At 71.1% G+C, this 20,309-nt stretch carries 21 protein-coding genes; 16 read left to right on the top strand and 5 right to left on the bottom strand.

Annotated features, from left to right (window positions below; all coding sequences use genetic code 11):
- The first annotated feature begins 107 nt into the window (after positions 1–107).
- On the top strand, positions 108–1,334 hold the full coding sequence (locus LUX31_RS00665; protein ID WP_235472540.1) for an ROK family protein: 1,227 nt from the start codon (positions 108–110) through the stop codon (positions 1,332–1,334).
- Between the two features lie 25 nt (positions 1,335–1,359).
- Here LUX31_RS00665 and LUX31_RS00660 read toward each other — a convergent pair whose 3' ends face one another.
- From LUX31_RS00660 to LUX31_RS00650, 3 genes are all read right to left on the bottom strand, one after another.
- Positions 1,360–1,968: a DJ-1/PfpI family protein gene (locus tag LUX31_RS00660; RefSeq protein ID WP_235472539.1), complete on the bottom strand. Its 609-nt coding sequence runs from the start codon at positions 1,966–1,968 to the stop codon at positions 1,360–1,362.
- 24 nt (positions 1,969–1,992) lie between these two features.
- On the bottom strand, positions 1,993–3,003 hold the full coding sequence (locus LUX31_RS00655; protein ID WP_235472538.1) for a Dyp-type peroxidase: 1,011 nt from the start codon (positions 3,001–3,003) through the stop codon (positions 1,993–1,995).
- Between the two features lie 132 nt (positions 3,004–3,135).
- A complete protein-coding gene (locus LUX31_RS00650; protein WP_443045911.1) occupies positions 3,136–3,387 on the bottom strand; it encodes a hypothetical protein in 252 nt (83 codons plus the stop codon).
- On the opposite strand from LUX31_RS00650, the gene LUX31_RS37765 reads away from it, so the two are divergent.
- The 14 genes from LUX31_RS37765 to LUX31_RS00580 all read left to right on the top strand — a co-directional run bounded on the left by LUX31_RS37765 (position 3,280) and on the right by LUX31_RS00580 (position 17,789).
- A complete protein-coding gene (locus tag LUX31_RS37765; protein ID WP_443045910.1) occupies positions 3,280–3,528 on the top strand; it encodes a helix-turn-helix domain-containing protein in 249 nt (82 codons plus the stop codon). The genes LUX31_RS00650 and LUX31_RS37765 overlap by 108 nt on opposite strands.
- A gap of 217 nt (positions 3,529–3,745) precedes the next feature.
- A complete protein-coding gene (locus tag LUX31_RS00645; RefSeq protein WP_235472537.1) occupies positions 3,746–4,051 on the top strand; it encodes an MSMEG_0570 family nitrogen starvation response protein in 306 nt (101 codons plus the stop codon).
- Positions 4,048–5,379, top strand: coding sequence for an MSMEG_0569 family flavin-dependent oxidoreductase (locus tag LUX31_RS00640; RefSeq protein ID WP_235472536.1), 1,332 nt, complete (start codon positions 4,048–4,050; stop codon positions 5,377–5,379). Before LUX31_RS00645 ends, LUX31_RS00640 begins: the two co-directional genes overlap by 4 nt.
- 16 nt (positions 5,380–5,395) lie before the next feature.
- Positions 5,396–6,211, top strand: a complete 816-nt coding sequence (locus LUX31_RS00635; RefSeq protein WP_235472535.1) for an amidohydrolase family protein — start codon at positions 5,396–5,398, stop codon at positions 6,209–6,211.
- Positions 6,212–6,267: 56 nt separating this feature from the next.
- Positions 6,268–6,798, top strand: coding sequence for an MSMEG_0572/Sll0783 family nitrogen starvation response protein (locus tag LUX31_RS00630; protein WP_235472534.1), 531 nt, complete (start codon positions 6,268–6,270; stop codon positions 6,796–6,798).
- Between the two features lie 10 nt (positions 6,799–6,808).
- Complete coding sequence (locus LUX31_RS00625; RefSeq protein ID WP_235472533.1) at positions 6,809–7,891, top strand: MSMEG_0568 family radical SAM protein; 1,083 nt, start codon at positions 6,809–6,811, stop codon at positions 7,889–7,891.
- Positions 7,888–9,444, top strand: a complete 1,557-nt coding sequence (locus LUX31_RS00620) for an MSMEG_0567/sll0787 family protein (RefSeq protein WP_235472532.1) — start codon at positions 7,888–7,890, stop codon at positions 9,442–9,444. Before LUX31_RS00625 ends, LUX31_RS00620 begins: the two co-directional genes overlap by 4 nt.
- Positions 9,441–10,301 (top strand): carbon-nitrogen hydrolase family protein, encoded by an 861-nt coding sequence (locus tag LUX31_RS00615; protein ID WP_235472531.1) that lies wholly within the window; start codon positions 9,441–9,443, stop codon positions 10,299–10,301. The genes LUX31_RS00620 and LUX31_RS00615 overlap by 4 nt, the downstream gene beginning before the upstream one ends.
- Positions 10,298–11,134, top strand: a complete 837-nt coding sequence (locus tag LUX31_RS00610) for a carbon-nitrogen hydrolase family protein (protein ID WP_235472530.1) — start codon at positions 10,298–10,300, stop codon at positions 11,132–11,134. Before LUX31_RS00615 ends, LUX31_RS00610 begins: the two co-directional genes overlap by 4 nt.
- A complete protein-coding gene (locus tag LUX31_RS00605) occupies positions 11,131–12,216 on the top strand; it encodes an MSMEG_0565 family glycosyltransferase (protein ID WP_235472529.1) in 1,086 nt (361 codons plus the stop codon). Before LUX31_RS00610 ends, LUX31_RS00605 begins: the two co-directional genes overlap by 4 nt.
- 96 nt (positions 12,217–12,312) lie before the next feature.
- Positions 12,313–12,915: a TetR family transcriptional regulator gene (locus LUX31_RS00595; RefSeq protein ID WP_268828095.1), complete on the top strand. Its 603-nt coding sequence runs from the start codon at positions 12,313–12,315 to the stop codon at positions 12,913–12,915.
- 364 nt (positions 12,916–13,279) lie between these two features.
- Positions 13,280–16,060: a cation-translocating P-type ATPase gene (locus tag LUX31_RS00590; RefSeq protein WP_235472528.1), complete on the top strand. Its 2,781-nt coding sequence runs from the start codon at positions 13,280–13,282 to the stop codon at positions 16,058–16,060.
- 48 nt (positions 16,061–16,108) lie between these two features.
- The gene (locus LUX31_RS00585) at positions 16,109–17,461 is read left to right on the top strand and encodes an NAD(P)/FAD-dependent oxidoreductase (protein WP_235479746.1); all 1,353 of its coding nucleotides are present in this window, start codon (positions 16,109–16,111) and stop codon (positions 17,459–17,461) included.
- Positions 17,448–17,789 carry a hypothetical protein gene (locus LUX31_RS00580; protein ID WP_235472527.1) on the top strand — a complete coding sequence of 114 codons (342 nt, stop codon included), beginning with the start codon at positions 17,448–17,450 and terminating at the stop codon, positions 17,787–17,789. The genes LUX31_RS00585 and LUX31_RS00580 overlap by 14 nt, the downstream gene beginning before the upstream one ends.
- Before the next feature lie 21 nt (positions 17,790–17,810).
- Here the strand turns inward: LUX31_RS00580 and LUX31_RS00575 are convergent, their stop codons facing one another.
- Positions 17,811–18,254: a hypothetical protein gene (locus LUX31_RS00575; RefSeq protein WP_235472526.1), complete on the bottom strand. Its 444-nt coding sequence runs from the start codon at positions 18,252–18,254 to the stop codon at positions 17,811–17,813.
- A gap of 173 nt (positions 18,255–18,427) precedes the next feature.
- Between LUX31_RS00575 and LUX31_RS00570 the strand changes: the two genes are divergently transcribed.
- Entirely contained in the window at positions 18,428–19,348 is a 921-nt protein-coding gene (locus tag LUX31_RS00570; protein ID WP_235472525.1) for a sigma-70 family RNA polymerase sigma factor, read from the top strand.
- A 9-nt stretch (positions 19,349–19,357) separates the two neighbouring features.
- On the opposite strand, the gene LUX31_RS00565 is transcribed toward LUX31_RS00570, so the two are convergent.
- The gene (locus LUX31_RS00565; protein WP_235472524.1) at positions 19,358–20,227 is read right to left on the bottom strand and encodes an RNA polymerase subunit sigma; all 870 of its coding nucleotides are present in this window, start codon (positions 20,225–20,227) and stop codon (positions 19,358–19,360) included.
- Between the last annotated feature and the right edge of the window lie 82 nt (positions 20,228–20,309).

The following is a 20,309-nucleotide window of genomic DNA, read 5'->3' as shown; positions in this document are numbered from 1 at the left end:
TATAATCGGAGCGGGTCCGGTCCGCGTCAAGCACTCACGGCTGGATTGTTATCGTCGGGATGATCGGTGCCGGTCCCCGATGTGCCCGCTGTTCAGGAGGTTGATCATTGGTCCCGCAGACGTGGTGGCCGCTCGGCGGACTGCCGGAGCCGTCCCCGCCCGGGCGTGAACTCCCGGCGGTGGTGGGCGTCGCGGACCTGCGTGCCACGAACGCGGCGGCCGTCCTCGCCGCCGTCCGCTCGACGGACCCGCACCCCCGGCTCGCCGCACTGGCCGAGGCGACGAAGCTCTCCCGGCCCACGGTCGAGGCGATCGTCGAGGAACTCACCGACTGCGGCCTCATCGAGGTCGCCCCGGCCGTCTCCGCCCGAGGCCAGCGCTCACCCGGCCGCCCGGCCCGCCGGTTCCGCTTCCGCCCGCACGCGGGCTTCGTCGTCGGCGTGGACGTACGGGCCCGCTCGGTGAGCGCCTGCCTGGCCGACCTCGACGGCAAACCGGTGGCCGTCGAACGGACGGCGGTGCGCGCCGACTTGGGCGGCCAGGCCCGCGCCCGTGCCGTGACCGCCGTAGTACAGCGCGCCGTTGACCGCTCGGGAGCCGACGCCCCGCAGGTGTGGGCCGCGACGGTGGGCACGCCCGGTCTGGTGAACCGCGGCAACACCCGTATCCGGCAGGCCGACAACCTCAAGGGCTGGGCCGAGGCGGACATCGTCACCGTCCTGAGCGACACCCTCGGCTGCCCGGTGGCCGTCGAGAACGACGCCAACCTCGCCGCACTGGGCGAGCAGTGGCGCGGGGTCGGCGGCGCGGCCGACGAGATGGTGTTCGTCCTGCTCGGCGAACGCCTCGGCGCCGGTGTCATCACCGGGGGACGGCTGCTGCGCGGACACCGGGGCGCGGCCGGTGAGATCGGGTTCATCCGCTTCCCCGGCAGTACGTCGTCCCAGCCCGGCCTCGAACCCCTGGTCCCGGACAGTGTCCGTGGCGCCGCCTCGGGGGACCCGGAAGCGGTCGCGGCCATCACCTCGTACGGCCGGAGACTCGCCGCCGGGATCGCGCCCGTGCTGCTCGCGCTCGACCCGGCGCTGGTCGTGCTCGGCACCAGCCTCTTCCCCGTACCCGGTCTGCTGCCGGCGGCGGAACTCCTGCTGACGGCCGCCGAGGAGGAGGCAGGCAGTCTCCTCGTCGACCTCCCGCAGTGGCGGCTGTCCGCGCTGGGCGACGAGGCCGTGATCACCGGCGCGGTGCGGTTCGCCCTCTCCTCCGTCGAAGAGGTCCTCCGCACCCGGCCCACCAGCCTTCCGGCGCGGAGCACGCTCGTAGAACACGTGTAGAACATGTGTAGGGCTCGGTACGGCGTCAGCGCAGTGCGGCCTCGCCCGCGTGGACGGCACGCAGGGCGCGCTCGACGCTCTGCTGGTTCTCGCCGACCGGAGCCACGTAGTCGAGGACGGCTCGCGCGGCGGCCTCCCCGAGCGTCCGGGTGATCACCCAGGTGGCGAGGTACTGCGACGCCATGCAGCCGCCCGCCGTCGCGATGTTCCCCTCGGCGTGGAACGGCGCGTCCAGCACGGTGACGCCACGCGCCTCGACGAAGGGGCGGCTCGTCCGGTCCGTACAGGCGGGCATGTCACCCAGCAGACCGAGCCGGGCGAGGACCAGCGCGCCGGAGCACTGGGAACCGATCAGCTGACGTGAAGGGTCGAGCGGCAGCCTGGCGATCAGCCCGTCGTCGGCGACCACCTCGCGCGCCTTCACCCCACTGCCGATCAGCACGACATCGGCCTCGGTCACGAACTCCATCGGACGCTGCCCGGTCACCTCGACGCCGTTCATCGACGTGACAACCGGCGTCGGAGTCGTGACGAAGGCCTCCAGGCCATCATTGCGGCAGCGGTTGATCAGCGCGGACGCGATGAAACTGTCGAGTTCGTTGAACCCGTCGAAGGTGACCACGGCTACCTGCACGACAACCCCTTTCAGTACGGCTGTCTATTGTTCCGCAGACAGGAGACCGTCGGCGGCCCGGACGCGGACCGCCGCTTCCGGGGCGGCGGGCGGGTCGTCGAGGAAGTCGACGGTCGGTACGTGGAACAGCGTGCCGGTGACCGCCGTGGAGAAGTCGAGCAGCCGGTCGTGGCTGCCCGGGGGATCGCCGATGAACATGTTCTCCAGCATGCGCTCGATGACCGACGGGGTGCTGGAGTAGCCGATGAAGTACGTGCCGAACTCCCCGCGCCCGGGCGCCCCGAAGGGCATGTTGCTGCGCAGGATCTCCCGTTCGGTGCCGTCGGGGTGGGTGATCGAGGTGAGCGCGACATGCGAGTCGGCGGGCTTGACGTCGTCGGGCAGCTCGATGTCGGAGAGCTTCTCGCGGCCGACCGCCCGTTCCTGCGCCTCGACCGGCAGGGCGTTCCACGCCGGCAGGTCGTGCAGGTACTTCTGCACGATGACGTAGCTGCCGCCGGTGAAGTCCGGGTCCTGGCCCGGGTCGGCGTCACCGATGACGACGGCGGTGTTCGCGGCGGGCCCGGTGGGGTTCTCGGTGCCGTCGACGAAACCGAGCAGGTCCCGTTCGTCGAAGTACTTGAAGCCGGACACCTCGTCCCGGACGGTGACCGAGCCGCGCAGCCGGTCCATCAGCTGGGTGGCCAACTCGAAGCACAGGTCCGGCTGGCGGGCCTTGATGTGGAAGAGCAGGTCACCCGGGGTGCCGGGCGCGGTGTGCTTGGCGCCGACGACTTTTCGGAAGGGATGCAGCTCGCCCGGCCTGGGACCGGTGAACAGCCGGTCCCAGGCCTCGGAGCCGATGCCCGCGACGCAGGTCAGCTCCCCTTCCGGAATCCTGAAACCGACGGCCCGCACCAGACCGGAGAGGTCGGTGAGCAACTCCCGTACGACCGGCTCCCCGCCGGGATCGACGGTCACGACGAGGAAGACGGCGGAGTTGGTGAGCGGGCTCAGTACCGACTGCGGGACGGGCTGCGGCTCGGGCACGGACATTCCCCAATCCTTCGGCGGGCTTCTTCGACGAGACGCTTTGTCGAACACGGAGACCGGACCTGATCAGCCTCTCACCGGAGCCCGCTCCTTGGCGGCGTCATCGATGATCCGTCGGCCTGTCCGCCGTGATGGTCAGGCGGGGGTCTCGGCGGTGGCGGTCAGGATGGCGCGGCCGAGGATGTGACGGGCCATGGTGAAGCCGAGGAAGGCGGGGGTGGAGTCGGCCTGGATGCCGATGCTCTCGACATCGAGGGCGTGCACCACGAAGACGTACCGGTGAGCGCCGCCCCCGTCCCGCGCGGCCCGGAACCGCTCGGCGCCGGTGTCACCCTGGCCGGCCGCTGCTGCCGCCTGCTGCGCGGGCTCGGGGTACGGGCCCTGCACATCCACACCAACACGCTCCTCAAACGGATCGAGCGCATCGGCGGCCTGCTCGGGCCCGAATGGCAACAGCCCGACAACGCCCTGAAGCTTCAGCTCGCGGTCCATCTCCATGAATTGGCCCGACAGGTCGAAAAGCCCTGAGCGGCGCGGCAAGTCCCTTTCTCCGTGGCAGCACGGTGTTCGGCCCCTTCGAATTGCCTCAGAGGCAACTCTGCGTGCATGTAAGGGTACTTGGCGTGAGGGCTATGTAACTCCGCCTTATTCCGGATGACGCCGTTCGGTAATTCGCGCTGGCTGAAGTGGTCGTCAGAAGCAGCGGCGAGGTGACCGAACCTCGGCGCCCCGCATGGAGGATTTCATGCCTGAGCTGTATTTCCATGTGCGCTGGCCCGACGGAGAGACCCAGCGCTGCTATTCACCTTCCACGGTAATCGAGGACTACCTCGCCCCCGGCGGCGTCTACGAACTCGGCGACTTCCTGGAGCGAAGCCGGACCGCGCTCGGAATCGCGAGCGACAGGGTGCGCGAGAAGTACGGATTCGCCTGCACCGGGGCCTCCGACCAACTGGCGCAGCTCGAACGGACCGCAGCCGCGTACGCCTCCGTCGACGGGGCCGAGGTCGCCGTCGAGGCACTGAGCAACGCCGACGGGAGCATGCGGTGAGCGCGCCGCGGCTGGCCGGGGCCCACTTCCCGGTGGCGGTCGTCGGCGGAGGCCAGGCCGGTCTTTCGGTCAGCTACTGCCTGCGTGAGCGCGGCATCGAGCACGTCGTCCTCGAGCGGAACCGGGTCGGCCACGAGTGGCGCGAGCGCCGCTGGGACTCCTTCTGCCTGGTGACGCCCAACTGGCAGTGCAAACTGCCCGGTTACCCCTACCAGGGGGACGACCCCGACGGCTTCATGGTCCGCGACGAGATCATCCGCTATCTGGAGGGGTACGTCGCCTTCTTCCAGCCCCCGCTCAGGGAGGGCGTCGCCGTCACCGGACTGCGCCGGGGCGCCGGCGGCGTCTTCGAACTGTCCACCGGGGAAGGGGAGTTCACGGCCGACCAGGTGGTCGTGGCCGCCGGTCCGTACCACACCCCGTCCATTCCGAGGATGGCCGAGCGGCTGCCCGCAGGCGTCGAGCAGCTCCACTCCTCCCGCTACCGCAACCCGGATCAACTCCCCGACGGAGCCGTCCTGGTGGTCGGCACCGGACAGTCCGGCTGCCAGATAGCCGAGGACCTCCATCTGACCGGCCGGCAGGTCCATCTCGCCGTCGGCAGCGCACCCCGTGTCGCCCGCTTCTACCGGGGCCGGGACTGCGTCGCCTGGCTGGACGACATGGGGTACTACGGGAAGAGCATCGACGAGTTCGACGACGCGAGCGCCGTCCGGATGCGGGTCAACCACTACGTCACCGGGCGCGACGGAGGCCGTGACATCGACCTGCGCGCCTTCGCCCGCGACGGAATGCGTCTGCACGGGCGGCTGACGGGCATCGGCGGTAGTGACGGTACCGACGGTACGCGCCTGGAGTTCGCCGACGACCTCAAGGTCAACCTCGACCGGGCGGACGCCGTGGCCGAGGGCATCAAGGACAGCATCGACGCCCACATCACCGCACGGAAGATCACGGCCCCCGACGAACCCCGGTACGTGCCGGTGTGGGAGCCCGCCGAACAGGCGCCCGACCTGGACCTGGAGGCAGCCGGCATCACCTCGGTCGTCTGGTCCACCGGGTTCACCCGCGACCACCGCTGGGTCGAGATCCCCGCCTTCGACGGCCGTGGCTACCCCATGCACTGGCGGGGCGCCACCAGCACCCCCGGCCTGTACTTCCTGGGTCTGCCCTGGCAGTACTCCTGGGGCTCCGGACGCTTCGAAGCGGTGGGCAGGGACGCCGAGTTCCTCGCGAACCACATCGACGTGTCCCGCCGTATGGCCGATGTCTGCGGCACGCTCACCGGCGCCCCCAGCGGACTCGCCTCCGCGCTCCCGATCGGCTGAAGGAGGTATCCCGACCATGGTCTTCGACGCACACCGCCACATCGGCGTCCTGCCCGCGTACCCCTTCTACGGCGGACCGCCCGTCAATCCCGACACCACCGCCCGCGCCACCGTCAAGCAACTCGTCGCCGACATGGACGCCGAGGGCACCGAACGCGCCCTGGTCATCCCCAACTACGGCGTCCCCGACCCCGATCTCGCCTTCTCCTTCAACGAGTTGGCGATCGAGGCCGCCCAGACCGACGACCGGATCCGGGCCGGACTGTGGGTGTCCCCGCGCCCCGAGGACGAGCACCGCACAGCGCGGGCCCTCGCCCTGGCAGGCGAACAGGGCGTGAAGGCACTGAAGTTGAGCTTCCTGCTCGGCGCGCGCCCGACCGACCCGGCCTGCCGCCCGATGCTGGACCGCATCTTCCAGGTGGCCGAGCACAACAACCTGGTTGTCCACGTCCACACCTCACCCGGCGCCGCATCCGACATCGACGAGGTCGGCCACCTCGTCGACTGGTACGCCGACCGGGTGCCCGTCCATCTCGTGCACTTCGGCGGCGGGATGAGCGGCCACATCAAGCTCGTCGGCTCCCGGTTCTTCGACTGGATCACCGCCGGCAAGCGCGTCTACACCGACCTCTCCTGGGCCATCGGCTTCACACCCCGCTGGCTGGCCCAGGAGATCGAGCGCCGCGGCATCGGCCACGACCGCGTGCTCTTCGCCAGCGACCAGCCGTGGGGCGACTTCACGGGCGAGTACGCCCGGCTCGCCGAAGCGACCGGCGGCGGCGAACTCGGCGAACTCGTCTTCAGGGACACGTTCGCCGCGCTCTACGACTGACACCACCGATCCCCAGCCCCCAGCCCTCAACCCCTACCGCCTACAGGGAGACAGCCATGTCCGAATCCGTCGTCACCGCCGAACTCTCCGACGTCGAGCAGAAGTCCCTCGACGAGATCCCGCACCCCTCGCTCGCCGACGGCACCAGCATCTACGGCTCCACGAAGGTCTTCCCCGACTACCAGGCCGAGAACGGCGAGACCTACTTCACCCTCGTCCACGGCATCGCCCACGAGTCCTCGGTCTCCTTCGTCGCCGTCCTCCAGGCGACCCGCGCCCTGCGCAAGGGCTTCGAGACCGCCATCTACTTCTACGGCCCCGGTTCGCTCAACTGCCTTGCCACCCGCGGTTTCCCGACCGTCGGCAACTCCGCCTTCCCGGGCGAGCACAACATCAACAACCAGCTCAAGACGTTCATCGCCGAGGGCGGCAAGGCCTACTGCTGCCGCTTCGGACTGTCCCTGCACGGCGCCCGCGAGGAGGACCTCATCGAGGGCGTCATCCCCACCCACCCCCTGGACGTCCAGGACGCGCTGATCCACTACGCGCGCAAGGGCGCCATCATCAACTCCACCTACCAGCTGTAAGGGGCAGACCGTGAGCGTTGGCACCAACACAGCGGTGGACGTGCGGATCATGACCCGCGCCGAACTCGCCCTGCACGGCGTGGCGTTGGACGCGCCCGTGCGGCGGCCGGACGGCGCGGGGCCCAGCGACGACGGGCACGTCCTTGTCGACGGTGCCAACGCCGCGCTGCCCACCAACCCCGACAGCCCCTACTCCGTACGCGACGGCAAGGTCTGGCTCGGCGAGGAAGACACCGGCCTGACCCTGACCGCCGTACGCCGCCCGAAGTTCTACGACCTGACGACCGCCGACGGCATCCGTTACGAGCAGATCGCCCGTCTGCACGGCGCCGACGTCCTCGCCACCACCGTCGTCCAGACCTGTATCCGCTACGCCGAGTCCGACCGCTGCCGCTTCTGCACCATCGAGGAGTCCCTGCGCTCCGGTGCGACGGTCGCCGCCAAGACACCCGCCCAGCTGGCCGAAGTCGCCGAGGCAGCCGTGCGGTTGGACGGCGTCAGGCAGATGGTGATGACCACCGGCACGACGGCCGGCCCCGACCGGGGCGCCCGCAACCTCGTACGGTCGGTCAGGGCGGTGTTGGAAGCCGTACCCGGCCTGCCGATCCAGGTGCAGTGCGAGCCGCCCGGAGACCTGGTGTGGATCCGGGAGCTGTACGACGCCGGAGCCACCGCCATAGGCATCCACGTCGAGTCGCTGGACGACGAGGTGCGAGGGCGCTGGCTGCCCGGCAAGTCCACCGTCCCCATGGGCGAGTACGAAGCCGCGTGGGACGAGGCGGTACGGGTCTTCGGGCCCAACCGGGTCTCCACCTACCTCCTCGTCGGCCTCGGCGAGAATCCCGACGAACTCGTCGCGGGAGCGGGGGAGTTGATCGACCGGGGCGTGTACCCCTTCGTCGTCCCCTACCGCCCGATGGGCGGCACACTCGCCGCCCGTGACGGGATCGCCGCCCCGAGCGCCGAGTTGCTGCGGTACGTCACCGAGGGCGTCGCGGCGAAACTGCGCGCGGCCGGGATGAGCGGCGCCGACCAGCGGGCGGGCTGCGCGGCCTGCGGGGCGTGCAGTGTCCTGCGGACTGCGGGCGGGTGAGCGCCGTGTACCTCGACGGTTCCGTCGTCGTGCCGGCCGGGGACGTGCCGCAGGACATCCTCGCCCTGCTGGGCGACCGCAGCACACTCGCCCGGATGCTGCCCGCCTTCCGCGTCGAGGAGGCGGACGGCACGGCGGATCTGGTCGCCTACCGGCGGCTCCGCCGCGACGCCTTCGTCCACGAGCAGGGACTCTTCGCCCACCACGACCTGGACGACCGCGACAGCGACCCCCGGACCGTCGTCCTGGTCGCGCGGGACCCGGAGGGCACGGTGGTCGGCGGGGTACGTCTCGGCCCGGTCGCCGACGGCCCCGACATCGGCTGGTGGGCAGGCGGCCGGCTCGTCGTCGCCCGCGGCGCCCGTGGCCCGCACGGCATCGGCGCGGCCCTGGTCCGCGCGGCCTGCGCACGGGCGGAGACCGAGGGCGTACTCCGCTTCGACGCGACCGTCCAGGCCCGCAACGAAGTCCTCTTCAGACGTCTCGGCTGGCGCAGGATGCGACCGACAACGGTCGCGGACACACCGCACGTCCTGATGCGCTGGCCGATCAACCGGATCACGAACCTCGTGACGACCACCAAGGCACCCCTCGGACACCTCCTGACGGTTCTGCCAGGGCAGGCGGGTCCGGACACGCGCCCCGAAAGGGGCGCGGGGAACTGCGCGACAAGCCCCCACCGGGTCGCAGTGAACGAACTGCCGGGCGGCCCCGGCGACGCAGGCATCCTCGGCGGCCCCGGATTCATAGGCGACGACGGAGCCCCAGTCCCCGGCACCGACCTCATCGCCGCCTGCGACGCCATCGTGCCGTCCATGGTCGAGCGCGACCCCGAATGGGCGGGCTGGTGCGCGGTCCTCGTGAACGTCAACGACCTTGCCGCGATGGGCGCTTCACCGGTCGGACTCCTCGACGCCGTGGGCGCGAAGGACGTGGCCCACGCCCGACAGATCCTCGCCGGACTCGCCCGCGCCGCACAGACGTACGGCGTCCCGGTGCTCGGCGGACACACCCAACTCGGCGTGCCCGCAGCCCTTTCGGTGACCGCACTCGGCCGCACCCGACACCCCGTCCCGGGCGGCGGCGGACGACCAGGACACGCCGTACGGCTCACCGCCGACCTCGGCGGCAACTGGCGCCCGGGATACCGGGGCCGCCAGTGGGACTCGTCAAGTCACCGTCGTACGGACGAACTCCGCGCCATGACCGGCGCGGTGGCCGCCGCACGGCCCGCCGCCGCCAAGGACGTGTCGATGGCCGGGATCGCCGGCACCCTCGGCATGCTCGCCGAGGCGAGCGGCTGCGGAGCCGTCCTCGACGTGGCCGCCGTACCCCGGCCGGGGACCGCGACCACCGGCGACTGGCTGACCTGCTTCCCCGGCTTCGCGATGCTCACCACCGACGAGCCCGGCGCCCCACCGCTCCCCGCGGGGCCCGCGACGGGCGCCGTCTGCGGGGAGCTGACAGACGGACAAGGCGTCGGGCTGCGCTGGCCCGACGGAGAGATCACCGAAGCGGTCACCTCCACGGTGACCGGGATGGGGACCGCATGACCACCCTGCGTATGGCGGCCGTGGCCGCCGAGTTCGGCCGCGACCTCGAAGAGGACTTCGCGATCGCCGAGCGGCTGATCAAGGAGGCCCGGGAGGAGGGCGTACGGCTGCTCGCGCTCCCGGAAGCCTGCCTCGGCGGATATCTGCTCAGCCTCGACGACGACAGCGCCCTGGACGAGGGCCCGCCCGCGCTCGCCCTCGACGGCCCCGAGATCGCCCGACTGGCCGCCCTGGCCGGGGAGATGACCGTCGTCGCGGGCTACTGCGAGGCGGCTTCCGAGCAGGGCGTCGACACCCGCTACAACAGCGTGGTCTGCGTCAACGGCGACGGCGTGCTCGGCAACCACCGCAAGGTCCACCAGCCGCTCAGCGAGGACGCCAGCTACGCCTCCGGGGACCGGTTCCACGCCTTCGACACACCGGTCGGCCGGATCGGCATGATGATCTGCTACGACAAGGCATTCCCGGAGTCGGCCCGCGCGCTGGCCCTCGACGGCGCCGAGATCGGCGTGGTCGTCTCGGCCTGGCCGGGCGCACGGACCAACGCCGTCACCGATCTCGCGGGCGACCGCTGGAAGCGCCGTTTCGACCTGTTCGACCGGGCCCGTGCCCTGGAGAACCAGATCGTGTGGATCTCCGCCAACCAGGCGGGTACCTTCGGGTCGCTACGCTTCGTAGGCAGCGCCAAGGTCGTCGACCCCGGCGGCGAGATCCTCGCCGACACCGGAGTCGAGGCGGGCCTGGCGGTCGCCGAACTCGACGTCGCCCAGGCCCTGGAGACCGCCCGCCGCTCCATGGGGCACCTGCGGGACCGGCGCCCGGAAACCTATACGTACGCAGGAGCAGTCACCGCATGAGCAGTATCCGGATCGCGGCCGCCGCCGCCCACTTCGGCCGCGACCTGGAGTTCGACCTCGCCCGTATCGCGAAACTCATCGACGACGCGCGCGGCTCAGGCGCCGGACTGCTCGTCCTGCCCGACGCCGCCCTCGGCGGCTACCTCGCCGACCTGCGCCACCCCGACCCCGAGGCACTGCCCCCGGCGCTCAAGCCCGACGATCCCGTGATCCACCAGGTCGCCCGCCTGGCCGCCGAGATGGTGGTCTGCGTCGGCTACTGCGAGGACGGCGGCACCGAGCGCTACAACGCCGCCGTGTGCGTCAGCGGCGACGGCGTCCTCGGCCGTCACCGCAAGGTCCACCTCCCGGCGGGCGAGGTCGCCGCGTACGCGCCCGGCGACCGCTTCGACGCCTTCGACACCCCGGTCGGCCGGATCGGGATGCTCATCGACTACGACAAGACGTTCCCCGAGTCCGCCCGCTCCCTGGCCCTGGACGGCGCCGAGATCCTCGCCTGCCTCTCCGCCTGGCCCACCAGCATCACCAACCGCGCCCCGCGCATGGCCCAGGACCGCCAGGCCAAGCTCTTCGACCTGTACGACCAGTCCCGCGCCGCCGAGAACCAGGTCGTCCTCGCCTCCTCCAACCAGACCGGCGCCATGGGCGGCATGCGCTTCCTCGGCCAGTCCAAGGTCGTCGGACCCGGCGGCGACATCCTCGCCCGCACCTGGGCCAAGGCGGGCCTCGCGGTCGCCGAGGTGGACGTCGCCGCCGAGATCGACCGCGCCCGCCGCGTCCTGCGCCACCTCGACGAACGCAGGCCCGCCGCCTACCGGGAGACCCCGTCATGAAGACGATGAGGATCGCCCTGCTCAGCTATTCGACCAGGCCGCGCGGCGGAGTCGTCCACACCCTCGCCCTCGCCGAGGCACTGGCCGCCGCCGGACAGGACGTCACGGTGTGGTCCCTCGGCCGAGGCGGCGACGCCACCTTCTTCCGGCCCGTGGACCCGGCCGTACGCGTACGGATCGTGCCCTTCCCCGACGGACCCGAGGACGAGACGGTCGGCGAACGCGTCCTGCGCTCCATCGCGACCCTGCGCGCCGCCTTCGACCCCGCCCCCTACGACATCGTCCACGCCCAGGACTGCATCAGCGCCAACGCGGCGGGCCCCTGTGTCCGTACGGTCCACCACATCGACCACTTCACCACCCCCGAACTGGCCGCCTGCCACGAACGGGCCATCGTCGAGCCGTACGCGCACGTGTGCGTCTCCCGGTCGGTCGCCGACGAACTCGCCCGTGGCTGGGGGCTCAAGGCCGAGGTCATCCCGAACGGGGTGGCGTACGAGCGGTTCGCGACCACGGATCCGGCGGCGCGGGCGGCCTGGCGCGCGCGTCTGGGCCGGTACGTCCTGACCGTCGGAGGCATCGAGCCCCGCAAGGGCTCCCTCGACCTCCTGGAGGCGTACGCCCTGCTGCGCGCCGAACATCCCGACGTACGCCTGGTAGTCGCGGGCGGGGAGACCCTGTTCGACTACCGCGACTACCGGGCCCGCTGGGAGACCCGGGCGTCGGAACTCGGCGTCGAGCCCGTCGTCCTCGGCCCGGTCCCCGACCACGAACTCCCGGCCCTGGTCATGGCCGCCGGAGCGTTCGCCTTCCCCTCCCTCAAGGAGGGCTTCGGGCTCGCCGCGATGGAGGCGCTGGCCGCCGGGGTCCCGCTGGTCGTCCGCGACCTCCCCGTCCTGCGCGAGGTGTTCGGCCCCGCCGCCCGCTTCGGCACCACCCCGCAGGACCTGGCCGACGAACTCGCCCTGGCCCTCACCCACCCCGACCCGGCCAGACAGACCGCCGGCCGCCGACTGGCCGCCCACCACACCTGGGCCACCGCCGCCCGGCTCCACCTGGACTTCTACCGGTCCCTGAGCTGATCGGCAGGCGTGCGCTGTCTCAACGGCTCGTGCCGGGGCCCGCGTGTCAGAATGGGGCGGGCCCGTTCTTCGTCCGTTCCCCATTGAGGTTCCTCCGTGTCCCAGCCCGTCGGTCGTGTGCCGGCCACCGCGCGCCAGGCACTCGGGCGGAACCCCGACATCACCCTGGAGGAGCTGGCCCGCGCCTCCGGTGTCGTACGGCGCACTCTGTTCGGGCACTTTCCCGGCCGGGCGGCGCTCCTGGACGCGCTGGCCGAGGAGGCCGCCGAGGCCCTCCGGGACGCCGTGGCGGTCGGAACGCGGGGGACGGAGTCGGCCGAGCGGGCGCTCGCGGACTTCTCGTTGTCGATGTGGCCGGTGGGCGACCGCTACCGGATGCTCCTCGCGCTCGCCCAGCGGGACCTGGGCATGGCCAGGGTCGCCGAGCTGCTCCGACCCGCCCGTGTCACGGTCACGGCCATCGTGGAGCGGGGCCAGCGGGACGGCGTCTTCCATTCCCATCTGCCGCCGGGGGTACTGAGCGCCGGCCTGGAGGCGATGACGATCGCCCTGCTGGAAGAGGTCAACACCGGGGCGCTGGAGGACGACGGCACCGGGGTGGCCGTCGCCACACTCATCGCGGCCGGGGTACCGGAGAAGCGGGCGAGTGCCGTGGTCGAGGAGGCGGCGGCCGAGTCGGGGTCTGCGGCCGAGGACTGAGCCTCGGCCCGGCGAACCCCTGTACTGGGAGCCGCCGTTGAGCGTGCACCGTGCTCTGGAGCGACGCACGGGACACCGACCGGTCGAAGGGCCACGTCTACGAGTGGGGTCCGGAAGCCGCCGACCGGAGCCCTCAACCGACCGTGGGCCCCGTCGCGTCGACGCCTCGGGTGCGGTCCACTCCCGCGCACCGGAGTGCCGTTCAGCCGTACTGACCCTGGCGGCGGTGGCCCACGCCGGGGTGACGGTGGCCGTCGGCTGACGGTCCGCGACGGGTGTCCCCGGCCGTGCGTGTCACATCCCCGTCCCACGCCCGGTCATACGGCTGGAAGCATCCACGAGCCCGCTGACCCGAGGAACGCACATGACGACGCTGGACGGGCAACCCGAGAGCAAGGTCGCACGCGCAGCCACCGCCACGCAGGTCTCCGCAGGTCAACCGGACGCCTACCGACAGACCGCCGCCCAGGTGGCCGACCGGCTCGGCGTCGTGCCGGGGGTGGGGCTGAGCACGGGACAGGTCTCCGAGCGCACGGCGGTCAACGGCACCAACCAGCTGTCCGAACCGGCCCGGCGCCCCGAGTGGCTGAAGTTCCTGGACCAGTTCCGCAACTGGCTCATCGTCATCCTGCTGATCGCCGCCGTGGTGGCCGGAGCGATCGGTGACATCAGGGACGCGGTGGTGATCACCGTCGTCCTGCAGATCAACGCCGTGCTCGGCTACTGGCAGGAGCGGCGCGCCGAGCGCAGCCTGGAGGCGCTGCGCCGGATGCTCGTGCCCATGGCGAAGGTCCGCCGCGACGGCACCGAGCAGGTGGTGAAGGCAGAACTCCTCGTGCCCGGGGACGTGGTCCTGCTGGAGGCAGGCGACCGCGTACCGGCCGACGGCCGGCTGACCGTCGCGGAGACCGTCGAGGTGGACGAGGCGGCCCTGACCGGCGAGTCCCAGCCGGTCACCAAGAGCGTGACGGCAGTTGACCCCGCCTCGACCGACCAGATACCGCTCGCCGAGCGCACCGACATGCTGTTCATGAACACCGCCCTGACCCGGGGCCGCGCCGAGATGATCGTCACCGCCACCGGGATGCGCACCGAAGTCGGCGCCATAGCCGAGGCGTTGCGCACCGGGACGGAACCGCCCAGCCCGCTCCAGGTCCAACTGGACAGCCTGGGGCGGCGGTTGGCGTTGCTGAGCGGAGTCGCGGTCGTCGCCTACGCCCTGAGCGCCTGGATCCGCGGCGAGCCGCTCTCGGACATCGCGCTGCAGGCCGTGGCCCTGGCCGTCGCCGCGATCCCCGAGGGGCTGCCCGCCGTACTGGCCCTGACCCTGGCACTCGGCGTGCACCGCATGGCCCGGCGCGGCGCCATCGTCAAACGGCTCGCCTCGGTGGAGTCGCTCGGTGCGGCGACCGTCGTGTGCAGCGACAAGACCGGCACGCTCACCCTCAACGAGATGACCGCGCGCACCTTGTGGAGCGCGGGCAGGCTCTACGACGTCACGGGGGAGGGGTACGGGACGACAGGCGCCGTTCGCGTCCATGGCGCCGACGGCACTCCTCCGGCCGACGGCACGCCTCCCGCCGACGATCTGCGTGACGCCGTACTCCCCTTCGCCCTGTGCAACGACGCCCGCCTGACCGGCGGTTACTTCATCGGCGACCCGACGGAGGCCGCGCTGGTCGTCCTGGCCGCCAAGGCCGGGGTGGACGCCGAATGGACCCGTGCGGAGCTGCCCCGCGTGGGCGAGCTGCCCTTCGACGGTGCCACCAAGTACATGGCCACCTTCCACACCGAACCCGACGGCCGCACTCGCGTCCACGTCAAGGGCGCGGTCGACGTCCTGCTGGGCATGTGCGTCGATGTCCTCACCGGGGAAGGCCCGCGTGCCCTCGACGAAGAGCGCCGGGACGAGGTCGTCGCAGTGGCGGAGCGGTTCGGCAGCTCCGGACTACGGGTGCTGGGCGCGGCCACCGCTGTGTTGGACGGTTCGCCGAGCGCGTTCACCCCGGCCGTACTGCCCGGGCTGACCCTGGTGTCGATCGCCGGGATCGCCGATCCGCCTCGGCCACAGGCACGGGACGCGATCGCCCTGTGCCGTACGGCGGGAGTGGCCGTGAAGATGATCACCGGTGACCACGCCGACACCGCGGCGGCCATCGCCCGTGAGCTGGACATCGCCGGTGACGTCGTGACGGGCGCCGACCTGGACCGGATGACCGACGAACAACTCGCCGGGCGCGTCGACGACATCGGTGTGTTCGCCCGGGTCGCCCCGGAACACAAGGTGGCGATCGTCCAGGCGCTGACCGAGCGGGGACACGTCGTCGCCATGACCGGTGACGGTGTCAACGACGCCGCCGCGCTCAAGGCCGCGCACATCGGTGTGGCCATGGGCATCACCGGCACGGACGTGGCCAAGGAAGCCGCCGACATGGTCCTCACCGACGACGACTTCTCCACGATCGTGCGGGCCGTCCGCGAGGGACGGGCCATCTACGCCAACATCGTCAAGTTCGTCCGCTTCCAGCTGGCCACCAACATCGGCGCGATCCTCACCCTGCTCAGCGCCTCCCTCGCCGGACTGCCCTCCCCGCTCACGGCGGCCCAACTGCTGTGGATCAACATCATCATGGACGGTCCGTCCGCTATGGCCCTGGCCGTCGACCCCGCCCGCGACGACGTGATGCGCCACCCGCCGCGCGACCCCGGGGAACGGATCCTGGACGGCCGCCGACTCCTCGCCATTGGCTGGGCCGGCGCGGTCATGGCCGCGGGCACCGTGACACTCTTCGCCGTCGCCCGCTCGTACGTCGACCCGGACACCGCACTGACCATGGCGTTCACCACGTTCGTCCTGTTCCAGCTGTTCAACGCCCTCGGCGCCCGCACCGACGAGGGGCCGGTGCTGGGCCGCTTCCAGCTCCGCAACCGCGCGCTGTGGCTCTGCCTGGCCGGTGTCCTCGTCGTACAGGTCGTCGTGGTCCAACTGCCCTGGGCGGGCTCGGTCTTCGGGACAGTGCCGCTGACCGCGGCTCAATGGGCGCTGAGTCTGGGCACCGCGTCCACCGTGCTGCTCGCCGAATACGCCCTCCGCGCCGTACGGTCGGCGCCCCGCAAACACCGTTGTCACACCGTGGCGCGCTGAACTGTCTATGTGACTGACGGACGAGAAACAGAGGAAGCCATGGGAACCATGCGTGAGATCCTGATCGTCGGCGGCGGCTACGCGGGCTTCTACACCGCGTGGGGCCTGGAGAAGTCCCTACGGGCGGGCGAGGCCCGGGTGACCGTCGTCGACCCGCGCCCGTACATGACGTACCAGCCCTTTCTCCCGGAGGTGACGGCCGGTTCGGTCGAGGCACGCCATGCCGCCGTGTCGTTGCGGCGGCATCTGCGCCGGACCCGGCTGATCGCGGGGAGCGTGACGGAGGTCCGGCACGCGGACCGGGCGGTCACGGTCCGGCCTGCGGACGGGAACGACTTCGAGCTGAGCTACGACATCCTCGTCGTCACCGCCGGTGCGGTGACGCGTACCTTCCCCATACCCGGTCTGGCGGAGCACGCCATCGGTCTGAAGCACGTCGAGGAGGCCGTGGCCATTCGCGACCGGCTGCTCACCGCGTTCGACCAGGCCGCGTCACTGCCGCCCGGCGCCGAGCGCCGCAAGCTGCTCACCGTCACCTTCGTGGGCGGCGGGTTCTCCGGCGTCGAGGGCTTCGGCGAACTGCTGTCGCTGGCCACGGCGATGCTCAAGTACTACCCGGAGCTGAGCGCGGCGGACCTGTCCTTCCATCTGGTCGAGGCCAGGGACCGCATCCTGCCCGAGGTGAGCGACGGGCCGGGGGAATGGGTGGTGCGCTCCCTGGAACGCCGTGGCGCGCAGGTGCACCTCGACGCACAGCTCGTCTCCGCCGTCGACGGGCACGTCGTGCTCTCCACCGGCGAGGGGTTCGACTCGGAACTGATCGTCTGGACCGCGGGCAACGCCTCGAACCCCGTCGTGCGCCGCCACACGGACCTGCCGGTCGACGAGCGGGGCCTGCTCGTGGTCCGCCCCGACCTGCGCGTGGGCATCGACAGCGAACCGCTGCCCGACGTGTGGGCGGCCGGGGACGACGCGGCCGTGCCCGACCTGGCACTGCCGATACCGGGGGCGCGCACGGTACCGAACGCCCAGCACGCCGTACGGCAGGGCAGGCTCCTCGCGAAGAACATCGCGGCCGCCCTGCACGGAGGCAGGGTCCGGAACTACCGCCACGGCAGCCTGGGAGTGGTGGCGACGCTCGGACTGGGGCGCGGCATCTTCCAGTACCGGAACATCGTCATCAAGGGATTCCCCGCCTGGCTGATGCACCGGGGATATCACGTCCTGGCCGTGCCGACCTGGGAGCGCAAGATCCGTGTGCTCACCGTCTGGCTCACCGCGGCCCTGTTCGGCAGGGACCTCGTCTCCCTCGCCTCCGTCCAGCACCCACGGGACGCCTTCGTGACGAGCGGCGACCCACGCACCGCTTCCCTCTCTGGAGCAGACCATGGACGCGCGTGAAGAGGCCGCACGCGGCCTGACCGACATCGAGACCTTTCTCTACCGCGAGGCCCATCTGCACGCGGCTCACCAGCGCGTGGCGGACTTCGTCTCTCGGGAGCCCGGGCTGACCCCGGCGCAGAGGACCCACATCGAACGCTGGTATCTCGACGAACAGACCTACGTGGCCCGTATGGTGACGGACCACATCGCCGACAGCATCAGCGCGGTGCACGCTCAGCACCGCGTCCGCCTCGGGCGCTGGCTGCGGGGCACCATGGCCGCGATGACCCTGATCACCTTCGTGATGGCCGCGCTGTGCGTGGTGATCGTGGCGACGGTGAGCTGAACCACCGGGCGTCCAATACGTTTACGAACGCCCGGCGCGGTACAGGCCCCGGCCGGCCCGCTGCACGCGGGAGGCACCGACCAGGCGGTCCAGGGTGCTGCGGACACCGTTGATGCTTCCGCTGTCGGTGTCACGGCCGAGAGCCGCGGCGACATCGCGGGCCCGTACGGCGGCGTCACCGATGCCGGCGAAGTACTCCATGATCTGCTCGGTGAGCCTGCCGTACGACTTCTGCCCCTCCGAGTCCGCGGGCTCGGCGGAGACACCGTTGGTCTGCGGTTCGGGGGAGGGCGCCGTCCGCATCAGGGGCTGCAGGGCACTGAGAGTCCGCTGCACGGAACCGAGATGGGCCACGACGGCTGCCAACTCCCTTTCCAGCGCCTGCTTCTGGATCCGCAGGCGGGCCAGGTCCTCCTGAAGGCTCTCAGCGGTGATCTCGATGCTGTGGGCTGTTCCGGAGACCATGTGTTCCTCCCAGTGACCGTGACTCGCGCTGCCGCGCAGTGCGCCGGGCAGCCTCCACAGTTTACCCACGGTCGCACCCACACAGTGTGTCCGCGGAACGCCACTGTCACAAAAGCGGCTCCTGCTCGGTCTAGTGGAGCAGACGCAACCGGAGGAACGGAGACCGCTGGACCATGGATCTCGAACCGTCCCCCACGACGAGCGACCTGGAAGAGGCTGTTTCTGTCTTTGTGCAGCACCGGAACCGTCTCTTCGGGATCGCCTACCGTGTGCTCGGCAGCGCGGTCGAGGCCGAGGACGTGGTCCAGGAAGTGTGGTTGCGCTGGCAGAAGACCGACCGTTCCGTCGTGCTCAGCCCGGTGGCCTTCCTGTCGAGCGCGACGACCCGCCTGGCCATCAACGTCGCGCAGTCCGCGCGAGTGCGCCGGGAGACCTACATCGGGCCGTGGCTGCCGGAGCCCGTCGACACCAGCTCGGACCCGGAGCTGGGCGCGCAGCGCGCCGAAGCTCTCGAAATGGCGCTGCTGCTGGTGCTGGAGAGACTGAGCCCCGCCGAACGTGCCGCGTACGTACTGCGCGAGGCGTTCGACTACGCCTATCCAGAGATAGCCGAGATCCTTCAGCTCAGCCTCGTCAACGTACGGAAGATCGTGAGCCGGGCCCGCAAGCATCTGTCGGAGGAGCAGCGGGGGAGCGTGGACGCGGCGGAGCACCGGCGTCTGCTCAACGTCTTCGTCGCGGCTGCGCAGACAGGGGATGTGGCTTCGCTGGAGGCCCTGCTGACACCCGGCATCGTCAGTCTGTCCGACGGCAACGGGATGCGGGGCTGTGCCCGTATCCCGGTGCTGGGGCGTGCGCGGGTGGCCAAGATGGTGACGTATCCGAAGCTCTGGCGGGGGGCGGAACCCAGGCTGGTCGACGCCAACGGTTCGACGGGCGTGCTGGTCCAACGGGACGGCCAGGCCATCGCGTTCATGACCCTGGCCGCCTCGGAGGAAGGTGTCCATCAGCTGATGTGGGTGTTCAGCCCCAGCAAGATCGCCGCGTTCATCGACTCGGGTTCGCGTTTCTCGGCCGCCGGCAACCGGAAGTGACCGGTCGCGTCAGGCTCCGGTCGGCCGGTTCCAGGAACGGAGTTTGTCGGGGTTGAGGACGACCCAGACCTGGGCGACGTGATGGTCGGCGATGTCGAGGCTGATGACGGCGGCGACCTGACGGTCGTACCGCACGACGAGCCCCGTGGTGCCGTTGACGGGATGCGTGGTCACCGTGGTGCGCGGACGGTGGGCCAGGAGCGTCAGCAGGCTGTCGGCTACCTGCCGGTCGCCGTGGACGGGCCTGGTCAGGGCCCGTACCTTGCCGCCGCCGTCGAAGAACGCGGTGGCGTCCGCGGACAGCAGCGAGGCCAGCCGCTCGGCGTCCTCGGCCGCGCAGGCCTGGCGGACGGCGCGGGCGAGGCCGTCCTGCTCCGCCGGCGTCGTGGGACGTGAGCGCCGCTGCCGCAGACTGTGGCGGGCCCGGTCGGCCAGTTCGGCGCACTCGGGTTCGGTACGTCCGACGACGTCGGCGATCGCGCCGGGGGCCAGCCCGAACACGTCGTTGAGGACGAATGCCGCCCGCTCGGCGGGCGAGAGCAGGTCCAGCGCATGGAGCAGCACCTGACCCACCTCCTCCTCAAGCCCCTCCCCGTCGGCCTGCGCGCGAGGCATGTCCGACTCCGCCTCCGTGGCCGTGCCCCGGCCGGGGAGGGTGAGCCGGCCCAGACAGATCCCGCCTGCTGTCTTCGCGAGCCAGGACCGGGGCGCGGTGATCCGGCCGTGTTCGGCGTCGGACAGCGCGTACCACTGGCGGTAGGTCTCGTCGACGACACTCTCCGCGGCGCCGGGACTGCCCAGCATCCAGTACGCGACATCCAGCAGATACCGACGCTCGTCGAGCAGCTCCGCGATCGGCACCGCGTCAGCATGGTCCATACAGCGGCCTTCCTCTCACACCATATTTCTCGGCTCCGTCCGATTGACCGGACACCCACGGATCTTGTGACACGGGGGCGGG

Origin of the sequence: Streptomyces sp. GQFP (genome assembly GCF_021545335.1) — a bacterium.
Taxonomy (GTDB): Bacteria; Actinomycetota; Actinomycetes; order Streptomycetales; family Streptomycetaceae; genus Streptomyces.
The sequence above is the reverse complement of the archived record's forward strand: the minus strand, read 5'-3'. Positions and strand labels throughout refer to the sequence as shown.